This is a genomic window from Amycolatopsis sp. NPDC001319 (assembly GCF_042896185.1).
Lineage (GTDB): Bacteria > Actinomycetota > Actinomycetes > Mycobacteriales > Pseudonocardiaceae > Amycolatopsis.
In genome coordinates, this window is sequence record NZ_JBIAWY010000015.1 from 150,056 (window position 1) to 168,206 (window position 18,151).

At 69.6% G+C, this 18,151-nt stretch carries 16 protein-coding genes; 8 read left to right on the top strand and 8 right to left on the bottom strand.

Annotated features, from left to right (window positions below):
* Window positions 1-89: 89 nt before the first annotated feature.
* On the top strand, window positions 90-785 hold the full coding sequence (locus tag ACFY1H_RS41245) for an alpha/beta hydrolase (protein WP_386955656.1): 696 nt from the start codon (window positions 90-92) through the stop codon (window positions 783-785).
* 58 nt (window positions 786-843) lie between these two features.
* On the opposite strand, the gene ACFY1H_RS41250 is transcribed toward ACFY1H_RS41245, so the two are convergent.
* The 3 genes from ACFY1H_RS41250 to ACFY1H_RS41260 all read right to left on the bottom strand — a co-directional run bounded on the left by ACFY1H_RS41250 (window position 844) and on the right by ACFY1H_RS41260 (window position 3,867).
* A complete protein-coding gene (locus ACFY1H_RS41250) occupies window positions 844-2,052 on the bottom strand; it encodes a cytochrome P450 (RefSeq protein ID WP_386955657.1) in 1,209 nt (402 codons plus the stop codon).
* Window positions 2,053-2,072: 20 nt separating this feature from the next.
* Window positions 2,073-3,032, bottom strand: a complete 960-nt coding sequence (locus tag ACFY1H_RS41255; protein WP_386955658.1) for a PDR/VanB family oxidoreductase — start codon at window positions 3,030-3,032, stop codon at window positions 2,073-2,075.
* Window positions 3,033-3,168: 136 nt separating this feature from the next.
* A complete protein-coding gene (locus tag ACFY1H_RS41260; RefSeq protein ID WP_386955659.1) occupies window positions 3,169-3,867 on the bottom strand; it encodes a response regulator transcription factor in 699 nt (232 codons plus the stop codon).
* Between the two features lie 240 nt (window positions 3,868-4,107).
* On the opposite strand from ACFY1H_RS41260, the gene ACFY1H_RS41265 reads away from it, so the two are divergent.
* The gene (locus tag ACFY1H_RS41265; RefSeq protein WP_366581868.1) at window positions 4,108-5,559 is read left to right on the top strand and encodes an amidase family protein; all 1,452 of its coding nucleotides are present in this window, start codon (window positions 4,108-4,110) and stop codon (window positions 5,557-5,559) included.
* Between the two features lie 25 nt (window positions 5,560-5,584).
* Here the strand turns inward: ACFY1H_RS41265 and ACFY1H_RS41270 are convergent, their stop codons facing one another.
* Window positions 5,585-6,646: a substrate-binding domain-containing protein gene (locus ACFY1H_RS41270; RefSeq protein ID WP_386955660.1), complete on the bottom strand. Its 1,062-nt coding sequence runs from the start codon at window positions 6,644-6,646 to the stop codon at window positions 5,585-5,587.
* A 193-nt stretch (window positions 6,647-6,839) separates the two neighbouring features.
* Here ACFY1H_RS41270 and ACFY1H_RS41275 point away from each other — a divergent pair, with 193 nt between their 5' ends.
* Window positions 6,840-7,442 (top strand): hypothetical protein, encoded by a 603-nt coding sequence (locus ACFY1H_RS41275; protein WP_386955661.1) that lies wholly within the window; start codon window positions 6,840-6,842, stop codon window positions 7,440-7,442.
* 26 nt (window positions 7,443-7,468) lie between these two features.
* On the opposite strand, the gene ilvD is transcribed toward ACFY1H_RS41275, so the two are convergent.
* Complete coding sequence (gene ilvD / locus ACFY1H_RS41280) at window positions 7,469-9,361, bottom strand: dihydroxy-acid dehydratase (protein ID WP_386955662.1); 1,893 nt, start codon at window positions 9,359-9,361, stop codon at window positions 7,469-7,471.
* Between the two features lie 208 nt (window positions 9,362-9,569).
* On the opposite strand from ilvD, the gene ACFY1H_RS41285 reads away from it, so the two are divergent.
* Genes ACFY1H_RS41285 through ACFY1H_RS41305 form a run of 5 tightly spaced genes read left to right on the top strand, consistent with a single transcriptional unit; the run spans window position 9,570 to window position 14,827 of the window.
* The gene (locus tag ACFY1H_RS41285; protein WP_386955663.1) at window positions 9,570-10,073 is read left to right on the top strand and encodes a MaoC/PaaZ C-terminal domain-containing protein; all 504 of its coding nucleotides are present in this window, start codon (window positions 9,570-9,572) and stop codon (window positions 10,071-10,073) included.
* Window positions 10,070-11,344 carry a CaiB/BaiF CoA transferase family protein gene (locus ACFY1H_RS41290; protein ID WP_386955664.1) on the top strand — a complete coding sequence of 425 codons (1,275 nt, stop codon included), beginning with the start codon at window positions 10,070-10,072 and terminating at the stop codon, window positions 11,342-11,344. Before ACFY1H_RS41285 ends, ACFY1H_RS41290 begins: the two co-directional genes overlap by 4 nt.
* Window positions 11,341-12,108, top strand: a complete 768-nt coding sequence (locus tag ACFY1H_RS41295; protein ID WP_386955665.1) for an SDR family NAD(P)-dependent oxidoreductase — start codon at window positions 11,341-11,343, stop codon at window positions 12,106-12,108. The genes ACFY1H_RS41290 and ACFY1H_RS41295 overlap by 4 nt, the downstream gene beginning before the upstream one ends.
* A 46-nt stretch (window positions 12,109-12,154) precedes the next feature.
* Complete coding sequence (locus ACFY1H_RS41300) at window positions 12,155-13,411, top strand: CaiB/BaiF CoA transferase family protein (RefSeq protein WP_386955666.1); 1,257 nt, start codon at window positions 12,155-12,157, stop codon at window positions 13,409-13,411.
* Window positions 13,412-13,453: 42 nt separating this feature from the next.
* Entirely contained in the window at window positions 13,454-14,827 is a 1,374-nt protein-coding gene (locus tag ACFY1H_RS41305; RefSeq protein ID WP_366581876.1) for an MFS transporter, read from the top strand.
* On the opposite strand, the gene ACFY1H_RS41310 is transcribed toward ACFY1H_RS41305, so the two are convergent.
* The 3 genes from ACFY1H_RS41310 to ACFY1H_RS41320 form a co-directional block, all read right to left on the bottom strand.
* Window positions 14,732-15,673, bottom strand: a complete 942-nt coding sequence (locus ACFY1H_RS41310) for a LysR family transcriptional regulator (protein ID WP_366581877.1) — start codon at window positions 15,671-15,673, stop codon at window positions 14,732-14,734. The genes ACFY1H_RS41305 and ACFY1H_RS41310 overlap by 96 nt on opposite strands.
* Before the next feature lie 202 nt (window positions 15,674-15,875).
* Window positions 15,876-16,652, bottom strand: a complete 777-nt coding sequence (locus ACFY1H_RS41315; protein ID WP_366581878.1) for an SDR family NAD(P)-dependent oxidoreductase — start codon at window positions 16,650-16,652, stop codon at window positions 15,876-15,878.
* A 4-nt stretch (window positions 16,653-16,656) separates the two neighbouring features.
* The gene (locus tag ACFY1H_RS41320) at window positions 16,657-18,135 is read right to left on the bottom strand and encodes an FAD-dependent oxidoreductase (protein ID WP_386955667.1); all 1,479 of its coding nucleotides are present in this window, start codon (window positions 18,133-18,135) and stop codon (window positions 16,657-16,659) included.
* Between the last annotated feature and the right edge of the window lie 16 nt (window positions 18,136-18,151).

Here is an 18,151-nt window from a genome sequence, read left to right on the forward strand (position 1 = left end):
CCGATTCCGGGGGAGGACACGGTGATCTCGGCCGCCGCGACGTGCGGCCCGCGTGTGCTTCCGCGCCGTCCAAGACTCAAGGAGGAGTTATGGCACAGCGGTTGGTACTGGTTCCTGGCGCATGGCACGGCGCGTGGGCGTGGGAGCCGATCCTGCCCGCGCTGCGCGCCCGCGGGTTCGACCCGGTGACGGTCGAACTGCCCAGCACCAAGGGAGCCGGCGACCTGCGCGATGATGCCGGCGCGGTGTGCGCGGCGGTGCGGGGATCGACCGAGCCGACGGTGGTGGTGGCGCACTCCTACGCGGGCATCCCGACGTCCGAGGCCACCGCGGGCCTGGCCCACGTCACGCGATTGGTGTACGTCTGTGCCTTCATGCTGGACACCGGCCAGTCCCTCACGGGTGTGCTCGGTGGCGCAATTCCGCCGTGGTGGGACGTCGATGACGAAGCGGGCCTGATCACCGTGAACGACGCGCGAACCGCGTTCTACGGTGACGTCGACGAAGAGCTGGCCACGCAGTGGTCGGCACGTCTCGGCGCGCAGACCACTGCGTCGTTCCAGCAGCCGCAACTGGCGTCCGGCTGGCACACCATCCCCAGCACCTACGTGGTGTGCAACCAGGACGGCGCGATTCCGCCCGAAGCCCAGCGCGGCATGGCGCAGCAGGCCGACCACGTCGTGGAACTCGACTCGGCCCACTCGCCCTTCGCCTCGCGCATCGAGGAGCTCGCCGACGCCGTCGCCGCCGTACCCGCTGCGAAGCAACCCCAGGTCACGCGCTGACGCACCACCTGGCCGGAGCGGCGTCCTCGTCGCCCCGGCCAGGTCACGTCGGCTCAGCTCACCGTGCGGGCCGTACCCGGACCGGCAGCGATTCCCACGCGCGCAACGTGTTGTTGTGGTGGCGTCTCGTCGCGCCGGCCAACTCGATGGTCTCCACCCGCCGCGCCAGCGCCACGAGCAGAGCCTCGGCTTCCAGCCGCGCGATGTGCTGGCCCACGCACTGGTGCAGTCCCATGCCGAATCCGACGTGCGCCGACGGGTCGCGCGACAGGTCGAAGGCGTCCGGATTCTCCCAGCGGCGGGGATCGCGGTTGGCCGCGCCGAGGAACATCAAGATCTTGCGACCGTCCGGCACCGTCTTCCCGCCGATCTCGATGTCGGTGGTGGCGGTGCGGAAAAAGGTTTGCACCGGCGATTCCCACCGCACGGCCTCGTCGAACGCGACCCGCGCCAGCGTCGGTTCCCGGCGCAGCCGCTGCCATTGATCGGGGTGCGTGGCGAAGGCGTAGAGGACGGCGGCCAGGCCGTGCACCGTCGTGTCCACCCCTGCGGAGAGCAGGCTGCGCACGACGAGCGGGGCCTGCTCGAAGGTGATGTCGCCGCGGTCGGCGGCGGCCCAGATGTCGGCACCGAACCCGGTCGGGGCCAGCACGTCCCTCGCGCACTGCGCGTTGACCCAGCCGGACAGCTCGGCGACCCGCCCGTTGCCCTGTTCGACCAGATCGTTGGGCGGCCCGAAGGCGTTGAACAGGTGATCGCCGTAGGGCAGGAGGTTCTCCCTGCCCTCCTGGGGAATACCCACCGCGTCCGGGAACACCCGAAGCGGGAACGCCGCGGCGAGGTCTCGTGCCGCGTCGAACTCCGTCTCGGCCAGCACCTGCGCGACGAGCCGGTCGGCGTCGGCCATCCAGTGCTCGCGCAGTTTGCGCAGCGCGAGTGGCCCGAGGATCTTCGACAGCACCGCACGGGGTGCGTCGTGCCGGGGTGGATCGGCCTCGAGCAGCAGGCTCGGCGGGCGCCACGGCTTCTCGAACCGGAAGTTGCTCAGGCCGACACCCGCGCCGGACTGGAAGCTCTGCCAGTCGATCAGCGCCGCGTGCACCTGCTCGTACCGGCCCATTGCGAACACGTCGTAGCGGCTGAGGTGGACCAGCGGCCCGGCATCGCGCAGTTCCGCCTGAAATCCGGTCGGATCCTCCAGCACCTCGTGCGAGAAGGGATCCACCGCCGAGGTCGGCAGGTCCGAGGGGGTCAGTGTGGTGGTCATGGTTTCCTCCGGGTGAGCGATCACAGGTCCAGGACAAGCCGGTCGGAACACGAGCGGGACACGCACACGAACATGCAGTCGCCCGCCGCGCGCTCGTCGTCGTCCAGCAGGGAGTCGCGGTGATCCGGCAGCCCGGCCAGCACGGTCGTCGCGCACGTGCCGCAAGTGCCTTGCCGGCAGGACGACAGCAGCTGGATTCCGACGTCGTTGATGGCCTGCAACACCGTCTGTCCCGGTGACACCTGCACGGTCTTGCCCGACCTGCGCAGCTCGACGTCGAACGGTTCGTCCCGCACCGGGGCCGGCTGCTCCTTCGGGACGAAACGCTCGGTGCGCAGCTGTCCGGCCGGGTAGCCCGCACACGAGCGCTCGACGGCGGCCAGCAACGGTTCCGGGCCACAGCAGTAGACCTTCGCCTGCGAACCGGCTTCCGGCAGCCACGCCGGCAAGTCGAGCAAGCCTTGCTCGTCCTGTGGCACCACGGTGACCTTGTCGCCGTACGGGACGAGCTCGTCCACGAACCCCATGGTGGTGCGCGACCGGCCGCCGTAGAGCAGCCGCCAGTCCGCCCCGAGCAGCTCCGCCTGGTGAACCATCGGCAGCAACGGCGTGATGCCGATCCCGCCCGCGACGAACAGGTATCGCGGGGCCGGAACGAGCCGGAAGTTGTTCCGGGGCCCGCCGACCGCTACCCGGTCACCCGTGCGCAACCGATCGTGCACATACGACGAGCCGCCCCGGCTCCGCGGCTCACGCAGCACCCCGACCCGATAGCTGCAGGCGTCCCAGCGATCCCCGCACAGGGAGTACTGGCGGGTGATGCCGTTCGGCAGCACGAGATCGATGTGCGCGCCCGGTGCCCAGTCGGGTAGTCGCCGATCGCGCGGGTGCCGCAACGTCAGCTCGGTGACGCCGGCGGCCACGTCGCGCTTGTCCGCCACCACCAGTTCGACCGTCGTGGCCGGGGAAGCCGCCATCATCGATGCACCTCGCTCGTCATCGGCTGTACGACGAGGATGCGGCCGCGGCTCACGTAGCCTGAAGGTGATTCTCAATCATTGAGACGATACTCATCGGCACCGAGCTGCATGCCGCGCCCGGTCGCCCTACGGCGCTTCAGCCGGTACGGGGCTGCGGTTCGGAGGCGACCAGACCCAGCCGGACCGCACGTACGGAGGCCTGCACGCGGTTGGTGGCGCCGAGCTTGCGGAGAATGCGTTCGACGTGGGTGGCGATGGTCCGGCGGCTCACCCACAATTCGGCGGCGATCTCGTTGTTGTTCATTCCGGCGCAGATGAGGGCGAGAACGTCGAGTTCGCGCGGGGAGAGGGAAGTGGCGAGCCGCATCCGATGGGCTGCGGTGAGCGGGACGAGCGTACGACGGGCCATTCCCAGTGCCGCGAGGTTCGCGGGTGTCACCACTGATTCGTCGAGGCTGAGATGGAACGAACCGAGAATCCTCCCGGGCCCGCCGTCGAGGACCATCGAGGCTCCTTGCCGGAATCCGGCCGGTACGAGGAACTCCGCGGCGATTTCGCTGTGCCGGAACCCGGCCAGGGTGTCCCAGTGGAAGATCTCCCCGGGATTGGCGGTCACGATCTGGAAGGTCGGGCTGGGGGCGAGGAAATCGCTCACGACGTAGGACACCAGTTCGGGAGCGTATCCGCGATTCACGACTGCGGCGTGTCGATGCTTGATCACGTCATAAACGGTGATCATCGCGCCGGTGTAGGGGACCTGCATGCGCAGTTGATCGAGGAAATCGTCCAGAAGCCTGGCGGGGGACGTGTCCGTCTCCGGATAGTGCTCGCTCATCGCGAACCTCCTCCGCTTCATCGCGAACGTCCTCCGTTGTCGGGGCAGGCTACACGGGCTACGGCGGTCGAGACGGTGTTCGAGTCGCCGGACCGGGCCGCCGAGAGCGCGGGGCCGGCAGCAGGCGCGAAGTTCGGTCAGCTGACCGATACCGGCCCCGCCACGACCGCCCTAGCGTCGCCGATCAGAGTTCCGGGAAGCGATCCCCGCAAAGCCCGGACCGGCAGACGGAGGACTCCGATGACCGCGACGACCCCGGCAACTGCGGACGGCGACACCGCCGATCTCTGGCGCTGGTCCGCCGGCCGGATTGCCCACGGGATTGCCACGCGACAGATCTCGGCCCGCGAGGCGGTGCAGAGCTGCCTCGACCGGATCGACGCGGTCAATCCCGAGCTGAACGCGCTGGTCGAGGTGAGCCACGCCGAGGCACTCGATGCCGCGGACGAGGCCGACCGTCGCACCGTCGCCGGAGACGAGCTCGGCCCCCTCCACGGCGTCCCCGTGGCCATCAAGGTCAACTCCGACCAGGCCGGGCACGCCACCACCGACGGGGTCGTGGCATTCCGGGACAACCTCGCGACCGTCGACAGCCCGCACGTGGCCAACCTCCGACGCGCCGGGGCGATCTTCGTCGGACGCAGCAACACCCCGGCCTTCTCCTTTCGCTGGTTCACGGACAACGATCTGCACGGACGCACCCTGAACCCGTGGAGCAGCGCACACACGCCCGGCGGATCGAGTGGCGGCGCGGGTTCCGCGGTCGCGTCCGGCATGGTTCCCGTCGCCCACGGCAACGACGTCGGTGGTTCCATCCGGTATCCGGCGTACGTGTGCGGCGTGGTCGGATTGCGCCCCACGGTGGGGAAGGTGGCCGGTCTCTACGGTCCCCCTGACGCGGATGCCGCTCTCTCGATGCAGTCGATGCTGGTGCAGGGGCCACTGGCGCGGACGGTCGACGACGTCCGCCTGGCACTGCGTGGCCTTGCCGGCGCGGACCCCCGTGATCCCTTCCACGTCCCGGGTGCCCCGGTGGCGCCGCCGGCGGCGAATCCGTTGCGCGTCGCGCTGATCCGTGATCACGGCGTCGCGACTCCGACGGCGGCTGTCAACAGCGCGCTCGACAGGGCCGCCGACTGGCTTCGTGACGCGGGCTACGTCGTCGAGGAGACCGAGCTGCCCGTTCTGGCCGAGGCCTACCGGCTCTGGTACCTGCTGTGCATGGAAGAGTTCCGCCAGATCATGCCCCTGGTCGAGGAGGTCGGTGACGAGGGAATGAAGAAGGCCGCCGCCGGCTTGTACGCCGGCGCCGCTGCCTGGTGGGGACAGCAGCCCAGCCTCACCGACTACATGAACGGCTACGCGAGGCGGGGCACGCTCGTCCGCGCGCTCGCCGAGTTCCTCGAGCGGTATCCGACGGTTCTCCTCCCCGTCTCGGCCGAGCAGGCGTTCGAGCACGACACCGACATCGCGAGCGTCGACAGCATGCGACGCGTGATGGCCGCACAGTCCTCGATGGTGGCGATCCCCCTCCTCGGATTCCCCGCGGTTTCGGTGCCGACCGGCGTCGTCGAGGGCCTGCCCACCGGCGTCCAGCTCCTGGGAAGACGCTTCGACGAAGAGGGCATTCTGGATGCCGCGGCCGTGATCGAGGCCCGGGCCGGTACCTGCACGCCGATCGACCCACGCTGAGGCCACGGATGTCGGGCGCGGATCGTCAGATGCTGGCCAGGATGTCGAAGCCCGTGTGGTCCGCGGTCGCCAGATACACCGTCTGCTCGGTCCGTTGAGGATCGACCAGGATGTTCCCGCGGGGGCCGCGATAGCGGGAATGCTCGGCGGTCGCGTGCAACTGGTCGACGTCGCCGGAGCCGGTCCGGTTCACCAGCTCGGCCAGCATCCACAGTCCTTCGTAGCAGGATTCGCCGGGCGCGTTGAGCACCGGGGCCTCGGGACCGAACCGGCGGACGTACCGGGCTCCGAACTGGAGGCTCTCGGCCGTGGGCAACGTTTCGAAGTAACCTGAGGCGACAAAAATGTCCTGCGCCGACGAGGCACCTATCGCCTGAAGCATGTTCTCGTCCATGAGTGTGGAGAACCGGGCGCATTGGTCGTGCAGGCCGCGTCGGGCGAACTGCCGATTGAACTCGACCGCGTCGTGCCCGACCAGGAACATCAGCACCCCGTCGCAGGCACTGCGCTCGATCTGCCGCAGGACGGCGTCGAAGGCCGACGTACCGAGGTCCACGAACGCGGCGCCGTCGATCCGCACTTTGTCCTGGTCCTGGAGGAACTGCCGGGTGAGTGCCGTGGAGCGGTGCGGCCAGGCGTAGTCGTTGCCGATCACGAACCATCGCCGCACGCCGATCTCGTCGGCCATCCAGGTCAGGGCGGGAAGCAGCTGGATTTCGGGGGTCTCACCGATCGCGAACACCCCAGGCGTCGACTCACCGCCTTCATAGAGTGCGGTGTAGACATACGGAACCCGCCCGCGTATCCGGGGAGCCAGCCGCTGGCGCACCGCGGAGAGATGCCAACCCACCACGGCGTCCATCTGTCCGGCGGTGATCAGCCGATCCACTTCGGACGCAACCCGATCCACCCCCGCCCCGCCGTCGACGATCCGCAGCTGCACCGGACGGGCGAGGACCCCGCCCGCACTGTTGATCTCCTCGACCGCCAGCCGGGCACACAGCACGCAGGACGCCCCGTAGATCCCCGCCGGCCCCTGCAACGGGACGACCAGCCCCACCCTGAAAGGCGCGTGGCGCTCGGACATCACGGCCCCGCTCCCGGACCGACACATCCCGCCGCAACGCCCATGACGGCTCGAACCGTGGCGACGGTGGCGATATTCCCGCAGGCCCCCAACCCGCTGAACGGGACAACCGGATCGAATCGCCCGAGATCCACGCGAACCCGACCGGGCGAAACGCCGGGCGTCCCGGTTCACCCGCCGTTACCATTCGCCCATGATCTGGGTGCGCACGGTGCTGGCCACACTGGTGCTGGCCGCCGTGACCTGGCTCGGTGTCGTGCTGGACGTGTTCCACCGTGGCGGCGGCACTCTGCTGATCTGGATCAGCGCCGCCTTGATCCTCGTGATCCCGGCGATCCTCGCCCGTGACGGGGTGTTCATCCTGCTGAGCATCTTCGTCGCCGGAATACACATCGTGATGATCTTCATGGCCGGACTCGCCGCCGTCGACGGGCTGATCTTGGAGACGCGCGGCGTGCACGTGCGGGCGACCGCAACCGGCTACACCGACCACTGGACCGCCGAACAGTTCACACCACCGAGCAGGTACACGCGCAACGCCCTGGCCGTCGTCACGCCCGACGGGCAGCACGGCATCGTGGCCGTGAACGGCGACAAGCCAGGCTCGGTTGTCGACGTAGTCGCCGACCCCGCAGCGGCGGTGGACCTGCATCGACCCGATGAGGTCGACTTCATCGTCGGCCTCGTGATCGGACTCGTCGATTTCTTGATGATCTTCGGGTGGGTCTACTGGGCGAGCCGGTCGCGGTCCAGACGCCGCCGCTCGTCCACCGAGGTACCGGCGGCCGCGGAGTAACGGTCCTGCGGCGCGGCCGTCGGTGATCAGGGTTGCCGTGCCGGGGAGTGCGCCTCGGCGGAGCGCGACCGCGCGGGGCTGGGGATGCGGCGCACCGCGCCGGTGTCGGCGGAGGTTGCCATTGCGGCGTAGGCGCGCAGGGCGTTCGAGACCGGACGGTCGCGATCCTGCGGAGTCCACGGTCGCTCCGATGCGTCCATCTTGGCGCGGCGTTCGGCCAGGACTTCGGCGGGGACGTCGAGTTCGAGGCGGCGCTCGCGGACGTCGATGATGATCCGGTCGCCGTTTTCGACGAGGCCGATGGTGCCGGCCGCGGCGGCTTCGGGCGCGACGTGTCCCACGGAGATTCCGCTGGAGGCGCCGGAGAAGCGGCCGTCGGTGACCAGCGCGCACCGGGCGCCGAGGCCGGTGCCTTTGAGGAACGCCGTGGGGTGGAGCATTTCCTGCATCCCGGGGCCGCCGGCAGGGCCCTCGTACCGGACGACCAGCACGTCGCCGGGTTTGATCGTCTTGGTGAGGATGACCGACACCGCCTCCTCCTGGCTTTCGACGACCAGTGCGGGGCCTTCGAAATGAAAAACGCCTTCGGGGACGCCGGCGGTTTTGATGATGGCGCCGTTCTCGGCGAGGTTGCCGTGCAGCACCGCGAGGCCGCCGTCCTTCGTGTACGCGTGCTCGAGGTCGCGGATGCAGCCGCCGGTGGCGTCGGTGTCGAGTGAGGACCAGCGGTTGTCCGTGGAGAACGCTTGTGTGGTGCGGACACCGCCCGGCGCCGCGTGGTAGAGCTCGACGGCCGCGGCCGACGGCGAGGTGGCGCGAATGTCCCAAGTGGACAGCCAGTCCGACAGCGACGCGGCGTGGACCGTGTGCACGCTCTCGCGGAGCAGCCCGGCCCGCCAGAGCTCGCCGAGGATGGCGGGGATGCCGCCGGCGCGGTGGACGTCTTCCATGTGGTAGTCGGAGTTCGGCGCGACCTTCGACAGGCAGGGCACGCGGCGGCCGATGGCGTCGATGTCGCTGATGGTGAAGTCGACCTCGCCTTCCTGGGCGGCGGCGAGGATGTGCAGCACGGTGTTGGTCGAGCCGCCCATGGCCATGTCCAGCGCCATCGCGTTCTCGAAGGCCTCGCGGGTGGCGATCGAGCGGGGCAGCGCGGAGGCATCGTCCTCGCCGTACCAGCGCTTGCACAGCGACATCACCGTCCGGCCGGCCTCCTGGAAAAGCTCTCGACGGGCACGATGGGTGGCCAGCGTGGAACCGTTGCCGGGCAGTGACAGTCCCAAAGCTTCGGTGAGGCAGTTCATGGAGTTCGCGGTGAACATGCCCGAGCACGAACCACACGTCGGGCACGCGACCTCTTCGACGGCGGTGAGCGCGTTGTCGTCCACGTCCTTCGAGGCCGACGCGGCGATTGCCGTCAGGAGGTCGGTCGGGGCCTGGGCGACGCCGCCGACGACCACGGCCTTGCCGGCTTCCATCGGTCCGCCGGAGACGAACACGGTGGGGATGTTGAGGCGCATGGCGGCGTTGAGCATGCCAGGTGTGATCTTGTCGCAGTTGGAGATGCAGACGAGGGCGTCGGCCTGGTGCGCGTTGACCATGTATTCCACGGAGTCCGCGATGATCTCGCGTGAGGGCAGCGAGTAGAGCATGCCCGAGTGGCCCATCGCGATGCCGTCGTCGACGGCGATGGTGTGGAACTCGCGCGCGATGCCGCCGGCCTCTTTCACGGCCTCGGCGACGATCTCGCCGAGGTCCTTGAGGTGCACGTGGCCGGGCACGAACTGGGTGTAGGAGTTGGCGATCGCGACGATCGGCTTGCCGAAGTCGCTGTCGGTCATCCCGGTCGCGCGCCAGAGCGAGCGCGCGCCCGCCGCGTTGCGGCCGTGGGTGGTGGTCCGGGAACGAAGAGTCGCCATCGCCGTCCTTCTCCAGAAGTGCTTCGGGTGACTCGACTCTGACCGGTGCCATCCAGGCATGCAACGCACTGGTTCGAGGGAATTCTTGCGACGTTGGCAACAGTGGCCGCACAAGACTCAACAGATGAAGGCGGCAGATGAATTGATGCCCGCCGTCACCTCGCCTTAGCGTCACGGCAACCCCCAGGGCGCGAGGAAAGGAAACACCGTGGCAGCACGTGGTCTCACCTGGAGTCAGCTGTACGTCGGCCAGGAGTTCGAATCGGCGACCCGGACCATCACCGAAGGCGACGTCGTCACCTTCGCCGGCACGACCGGCGACTACTCCGAAGTCCACGTGAGCCGGGCCTACGCCGAGAAGACCGAGTTCGGCGAACGGATCGCCCACGGTTTGCTGGGCCTGTCCATGGCGCACGGGCTGATGCTGGGCGGTGGCCTGCTGTTCGGGACCGCCATCGCGTTCCTGGGAATCTCGGACTGGTCGTTCAAGGCCCCGATCCGGTTCGGGGACACCATCCACGTCCGCTTCGTGGTGGACGAGCTGCGCCGCCGGACCAAGCGCCCCGACCAGGGCGTGGTCACCTTCGCCGTGGAGCTGGTCAACCAGCACGGCCAGGTCGTCCAAAGTGGGCGCAAGGCGATCCTCCTGCACGCCGAACCGGAGGATGCGCTGCTTTCGACGGAGCACCAGGCCGTGGAACCCGCGCGATGAGCGGCGGCGCAGGACTGCGTGAGGTGTACGAGGGCGTGCGCGTTCTCGATTTCACCCAGCTGGAGCAGGGACCGTCGGGCACGCAGGTGCTCGCGGACTTCGGCGCCGAGGTCATCAAGATCGAACGCCACGACATCGGCGAGATCGGCCGCGACCACAGCCCGCGGGTCAACGGCATGAGCCCGCACTGGGCCGCCAACAACCGCAACAAGCTCAGCCTCAGCCTCGACCTCAAGGCCCCGGGAGCGCGTGACGTCCTCGAACGCCTGGTAAAAACGGCGGACGTGGTCGCCAGCAACTTCCGGCCCGGGGTCATGGAGCGGCTCGGCCTCGGCTACGACGACCTCCGCGCGATCAACCCGCGGATCATCTGCGCGTACGCCTCGGGTTACGGGCGCTCCGGCCCCTACGCCGAGCGTCGCGGGCAGGACCTGGCCGCGCAGGCCATGGGCGGGGTCCTGGCCCTGACCGGATCCGCAGACTCACCCACCGCGGCCGGCACGTACGCCATCGACTACGTCGCCGCGATGCACTTCGCCCAGGGCATCATGCTCGCGCTGGCCGCACGGGAGCGCACGGGGGAGGGGCAGGTCGTGGACTCGTGCCTGCTCAACTCCGCGGTGGCGCTGCACCTGCAGGAGGCCACGACCTACCTGAACACCGGGCGGGAGTACCCACGCCCGGCAGAAGGCATTGCACACAGCCACTCGACCGCCCTGTACGCGCGATACCGCACCGCCGACGACCGGTGGCTCGTGCTCGTGGGCGAGTACTTCGTGGACCAGCCGTGGCAACGGGTCTGCGACGCGCTCGGACTCACCGAACACCGCGACGACCCCCGCTTCGCCACAACGCGCGGGCTGGCCGAGCACGTCGAGGAAACCCGCGCGCTGCTCCAGCACGCCTTCGACGGCCTGTCGCTCGACCAGGCCCTGAAAGCGCTGGAGGAGCAGGACCTCCTCGCCGCCCCGGTCAACGACTACCCGCACCTGTTCGAAGACCCGCAAGTCCTCCACAACGAGCTGGTCGTCACCGCCGAGCACCCGCACGCCGGCACCGTGAAGCTGGTCGGGCCGCCCGTGAAGCTCAGCGCCACCCCCGCTCGGGTGCGAAACGCCCCGCCGACCGTCGGGCAGGACAACGAGCAAGTCCTTTCCGGCCTCGGCTTCACCTCCACCGAAGTCGCCCGGCTTCAGGAAACCGGGGTCGTCGGGATCGAGAACCGGCGGCACCGTGAAACCGGTGTCGCGCACTGGGGGCCGGCCGAATGAACGGGACTCTTTTCGCCGGCCGCCGGGTGCTCGTCACGGGCGCCGGCCGTGGCATCGGGCTGGCCACCGCCCGTCGCTTCGCGAGCTTCGGCGCCGACGTGCTCATCGCCGACATCGACGCGGACCTGGCCTCGGCGGCCGCGCAGGGCATCCGCGCGGACGGCGGCCGAGCCGAGGCGTTCCCCCTGGACGTGACGTCCGCGGAGGCGATGGCCACCGCGACCGACCGCGCGGGACACCTCGACGTCGTGGTCGCCAACGCCGGCATCCAGCTGTTCGGCCCGGCTTCGCAGCTGGACCCGCAGGACTGGGACCGTGTACTGGAGGTCAACGGGCGCGGGACGCTGCTGACCCTCCAGCTCGCCGCGCGGTGCCTGGGCGACGGCGGCGCCATCGTCGCCCTGGCGTCGATCCAGGGGTTCCTGCCCAACGCGCTGTCGGCGCACTACGCGGCGTCCAAGGCCGCCGTCGCGAGCCTGACCAAGTCGTTCGCCGCCGAGCTCGCGCCGCGGGGCATCCGCGTCAACGCCGTCGCCCCCGGCCGCATCGCCACCGGCATGTCGGACCATGCCGACGCCGAGATCGGCCGGCTGACCGGGCAGGACGCCGGCCTCGCGCTCGAACGCCGGATCAAGGACAACCCCCTGGGCCGGCTCGGCCGTCCCGAGGAAGTCGCGGCCGCGATCACCTTCCTGGCCTCACCGGACGCCTCCTACATCACCGGCGAGTGCCTGAAGGTGTGCGGCGGCGACTTGATGACCTGATCCGCACCGCCCGCACACCCGCCCGCACCGAAACCGAAGGGGAACCGTGACAGACGCCTTCGAGGGAATCCGGATCCTCGACTTCACTCAGCTCGAACAGGGCCCTTCGGCCACCCAGGTCCTCGCGGACTTCGGGGCCGAGGTCATCAAGATCGAGCGCATCGACGTGGGCGAGATCGGCCGCAACCAGCGGCCGCTGCTGGCCGCCGGGTTCAGCCCGCACTGGTCCGCCACCAACCGCAACAAGAAGAGCATCACCGTCGACGTGAAGAGCGATGCCGGGCGCGAGCTGATCCTCGGCCTCGCACGGGACGCCGACATCGTCGCCAGCAACTTCCGCCCGGGGGTCATGGACCGCCTGGGCCTGGGCTGGGAGCAGCTGTCCGCGGTCAACCCGCGGATCATCGTCGCCTACGCGACGGGCTACGGCCTGTCGGGTCCCTATGCGCACCGCCGCGGCCAGGACCTGGCCGCGCAAGCGGTCAGCGGGTTGATGGCGCTCACCGGCACCCAGGACACGGGCCCGGTGCCGACCGGCACGTTCATGATCGACTACCTCGCGTCCATGCAGTTCGCCCAGGGGATGATGATCGCCCTCGCCGCGCGGGAACGCACCGGCCGCGGCCAGGTCGTCGACTCCAACCTGCTCAACGCCGCGATCACCAGCCACCTGCAGGAAGCCGCGACCTACCTGAACACCGGACGGCGTTTCCCGAGGCCCACCGCCGGTGTGGCGCACCCGGGCAACACCGCGCTCTACGGTTACTACGAGGCGGCGGACGGCCTGTGGTTCACCCTGATCGGCGAGTACTTCGTCGATCACCCGTGGCAGCGCGCCGCCCGCGCGTGTGGACTGTCCGAAAAGGACGTCAACGACCCGCGCTTCCAGACCGTCGAAGGACTGCTCGAACACACTCGCGAGACCTGGCAGCTGCTCGCCGAAGCCGTCGCCAAGTTCCCGCGCGAAGAGATCATGGCGCGCTTCGAAGCCGAGGACGTCCTCGTCGCCCCGGTGAACGACTACGACGACCTGTTCACCGATCCTCAGGTCGTGCACAACGAGCTGGTGATCGAAGGCGACGTCGACGGCGTGGGCCGGGTCAAGTGGATCGGCATGCCGATCACCCTTTCCGACACCCCGGCCCGGTTGCGCGCGGTCCCGCCGAAGATCGGCGAGCACAACGAAGAAGTCTTCACGGCGGCCGGCCTGGCCGAGGAGCGCATCGCGGCGCTGAAGAACGCGGGGGTGATCGGATCCGAATCGGATCGAGAGCGCGGGGGAAACGGGCCCCAGTGGTCCTGAGTTGTCCGTAGCCGTCACCGTCGAACCAGAGAAAGTAGGAAGATGAGCGCTCACAGTCCTGCAGCGTCGCAGGGAGACGCGAGAAGCATCCGGAAGATCGTGCTGGCGGGCAGCCTCGGCACGCTGATCGAATACTACGACTGGGCCCTCTACGGGTATGTCGCGGCCATCATCGCGCCGCTGTTCTTCCCCGGGAACGACCCGACGGCGGCGCTGCTGTCCACTTTGGCCGTGTTCGCGCTGTCCTACGTCATCCGCCCCATCGGCGGGATCTTCTTCGGCGCCTTCGGCGACAAGTTCGGGCGGCGGCCGGCGCTGCTGGTCACCGTGGTCGGCATCGGCCTGGCCAACACGGCCATCGGGTTCCTCCCGACCTACGCCAGCGTCGGTGTGCTGGCGCCGATCCTCCTGCTGATCGTCCGGATCGCGCAGGGCTTCTTCGCCGGCGGTGAGGTCGGCGGCGCGGCCACGGTCATCACCGAAGCGGCACCGCCGGGCAAAAAGGGCTGGTACGCGTCGTTCGTGCCCGTCGGCACCAACGGCGGGTTCGCCATCGCCTCCGCCGCAGTCGGCCTGGTGTCGGGTCTGGTGACGACCAGCGCGATGAACGAGTGGGCCTGGCGCATCCCGTTCTGGGCCGGGCTTCCCCTGACCATCGTCTGCTTCCTCGCCCGGCGGTTCCTGCCCCGCATCGACGACGACAAGAGCCCCCGGCACGGGTTCCCCCTGGTCTCCGCGTTCCGGTCGTACCCCGGCCCGCTCATCAAGGGCATCCTGCTCGGCATCGGCGTCCAGGGCACCGCGTACGTCGGCGCGACCTTCCTGTCGATCTACCTCATCACCAGCCTGCACTACGCGAAGACACCCGTCTACTGGATCACCGCGGGCGGCACCCTCTTCGGCGTGCTGATGACACCGCTGGCGGGCCGGCTGGTCGACCGGATCGGCTCGGTGAACGTGACGATCATCGGCCTGGCCACCTACGCGATCGTGACGTACCCGGCGCTGGTGATCATGGACTTCAACAACCTCTTCCTCGCGGGCGTCGGCTACTTCGTCGTCGCGGTCAACATGGCGACGGCGCAGGCGGGCAACTACACCCTCACGCCCCAGCTGTTCGGGCCGGAGGTCCGCTACACCGGCACCGCTCTCGTGACCAACGTGTCGGTGGTCATCGCGGGCGGAACGGCGCCCTACATCTGCACCTGGCTGGTCAGCTCCACGGGCAACCTGCGCTCGCCGTACTTCTTCGTGCTCGGGGTCAGCCTGATCGGCATCGCCACGCTGCTGACGATGCGCCGGCTGAACGTGGCGCAAGGCTCACGGCTCGGCGGCGAGCACGCTGATCCCGGTGGGCAGGCTCATTCTCCGCAGTTCCTGAGCAGCGACCTTCCGGAAACGGCGGGCGGTCGGTGACAGCTCGGTGTAGGGCCGGGAGATAACGGCCAGCACCCGATGTGGGCCCGGCCCGACGATCGGCACCCGTGTCAGATCGTCGAGCCGGTAACCCATGAACTCCAGCGCCGGCAGGGCGGACACGCCGAACCCGGCGCGAACCAGTCCGCCGAGCGTGGCGATGTTGGCGACCTCGAACCGCAGGCGGACTTCCGCTCCCGCGTCGGCGAGCGCCTGATCGGTGATGGCCCGGATGCTGGTGCCTTGCCGCGCGGCCACGTACCGCTCGGCGTCGAAATCGCTCCAGGTGACCGCGTCCCGGTCGGCCCAGGGGTGGTCGTCCGGGGCGACGCCGTAGAACTTCTCTTCCAGCACCGGCGTGACCCAGAGTCCCTGCGGCACCTCGACGTCGGCGGTGATCGCCACCTCGACCGTGCCTTGTTCCAGGTGACGCAGCACGTCGTCGTTCCCGCCGTCGACGAGGTGGAAGTCGAGTGCCTCGTTGCCGCTGAAGAACGCGCTCAGCAGCCTCGGCAGGACCGCCGCCGCGAACGACGCGAGGGTGGCGAGCGCCAGCGTGCCCAGCTGCGCTTTGGCGTAGCGGTCGAAGCGCTCGAGCCCCACCGACAGCGTGTCGATGAGCTGGTCGGCGACCTTGAGGAACTCCTCCCCTTCCGCGGTGACGACGACGTTGCGCGTGTCCCGCTGCAGCAGCGTCACCCCCAGCGTGCGCTCGAGCTGCGAAACCGAACGGCTCAGCGTCGACTGCGACAGGTTCATGTGACGAGCGGCGCTGGTGTAGCTGCGTGTCCTGGCCACCTCGCGGAACACGCGGATCTGGTGCAGGGTGACGTCGTCGACGGCCATGGTCCTTCGTACTCCGCTCGCAGGTCGCCCCGGGTGTCCGGCACCGGGAACCGAGCCGGGGCTTGCCCGGTCCGGGCCTGTCCCCGCTCAGCATGTCATCGTCGCCGCGCCGCGACAGCGCGACCGGGCACGGGGAAAGGCCGGCCGGACGGGGGTTTCCCGTCCGGCCGGCCTTTCCGGTGCGCGCGTCAGCCGGGTGGAATCAGACCACCGACTGGGCGCCGTCCACCGTCAGCACGTGGCCGCTGACGAAGGACGCGCTGTCGGACAGCAGGTAACACACGGCTTCGGCCACATCCTCGGGCCGGCCGAACCGGCCGAGCGGGATCTTGCCGAGCCGCTCCGCCCGGGACACCGGCTCCTCCAGCGTCGGGGCCGTCAACCGGGTCGAGATCACGCCCGGGGCCACGGCGTTGACCCTGATCCCGTGCTCGGCCAGCTCGAGCGCCAGCGAGTACGTGAGACCGACGATCGCCGCCTTGGCCGCGGAGTAGTGGGCGAGGTTGACCCGCGGCTGCCACGCCGCGATCGAGGCGAAGTTCACGACCGCGCCGCCACCGGTGGCGGCCATCGTCCGCGCCACGGCCTGCGTGACCACGAAGGTGCTTCGCGCGTTGACGGCCAGGACCCGGTCCCAGTCGTCGGCGGACAACTCCAGCGCGGCTTCGCGGTTGTGGGCCCCGGCGACGTTGACCAGCCCGGTGATGGGCTTGCCGTCCGCGAGGGTCTCGATCGCCGCGCACGTCGCCGGGGTGTCCAGCAGGTTGGCGGCGGCTGCGGCCGAGCCGAGCTCGGCGGACAGCCCGGACAGCGCGGGCGAGTCGAGATCCATCAGCAGCACTTCGGCGCCGCGGGCCGCGGCCGTGCGCGCGACGACGGACCCGATGTCCCCGGCGGCGCCGGTGACCAGGATCCGGTGGCCGTCGAGCTGGTCGGCGAGCTTCGGGGTGCCGCGGCGGGGCTCGGTGGAGGTGCTCACGGGGTCACTCCTCGTCTTTCGTCGCCGACCACAGGGCGCGTTTGGCCGCGATGCGGCCGGAGATGAACGCCCAGCCGACGTGGTTGCCGTGGCCTTCCAGCAGCAGCCCGCCCTGTCCGTTGGACCCGGCCGCGAACAACCCCGGGACCGGGTCGTCCTGCTGGTCGAGGACGCGCATGTCCGTGTCGATCGCCAACCCGCCCTCGGTGAGCACGATCCAGCTCTTGAGCGGCCCGAGCGCCACGAAGTTCTGCTCGCCGCCGGCGGACTGCCCGAGCGAGAGGGCGAGCTTGCGCGGATCGGCGCCGATCTTGGCCGCCAGGTCCGCCACCGTCCGAGCGCTGTGGAAGATGTCGCGCCGGTTGCGGCGGTAGTCGTCGATGTAGGCATACGCGACACCGGGCGCGGTCGAGATGAAGTTGGGCCACTTCTTGAACTGGGTGGCCGTGGCCTCGTCCATCACCAGGTAGCCCTCGCCGCCGGGCTGGTCCGGCAGCTCCAGCTCCGGGCTCGCGCTTTCGTCGGTGAACCGCTCGCCGTCGGCGTTGACCAGGATCGCGCCCTGCTTGAAGACGTTCGGCGACGGCGCGAGGTAGGAGGTGGCGAACGACATGATGAACGGCCGCTGGATCGCGTCCGGCAGCCACCGCAGCGCCAGCAGCATGATCGTGGTCAGGATCCGCCACGGCGGCAGCTTCTGCAGCAGCAGCTTGCGCGGCGGAGCCACGAACCGCATCTCGGGGCCGACCGCGAGGTCGCCGTTGAGGATGCGGCCGCCGACCTCCATCCCGAGCCGCAGCCCGTCACCGGTGCTGGTCGGATTGATGCCCTCGACCCGCGCCGCCCGGGCCGTGGCGAACTGACTGGTCTTGATCTCCACGCTCGAGCTGAAGTCGCCCGCGGCCAGCACGACTCCGCGCCGGGCCCGGATGACGCGCCGGGCACCGCTCGTGGTCTCGGTCTCGACCCCGACGACACGGCCTTCCTCCACGACGAGGTGGCGCGCCGCCGTGTTCGTGAGGATGCGCACGCCCGCTTTCCGCGCGGCTCGCTCGAACCAGTAGATGTAGGCCGAGGAGTTCGGCAGGACGTTGTGCATGCGCGGGCTGCGGTGCGGCGGTTCGGGCATGGGGCCGAAGAGCGCGACGCCGTGGTCCTGGACCCAGTGCAGGGTGTCCGCGGAGTTGTCGACATACACCCGCCGCAACGCGAGGTTGTCGCGCTCCACAAGCGGACCGGCGAACTTCGCCATGTCCTCGAAGTGCTCGCTTGGCGCGTCGGCCACGCCGGCTTTGCGCTGCAGCCGGGTGCCGTTGGCGGAGAACGAGCCGATCGACCGGCTCGTGGTCCCGCCCAGCTCGGCGTTCTTCTCCAGGAGCGCGACACTCGCGCCCATTTCGGCCGCCTGGGTGGCGGCGGCCAGGCCCGCGCCGCCGCCGCCCACGACGACGAGGTCGTACGTGATCGCTGATTCTGTGGACAAAGTCGCTCCTTCGCGG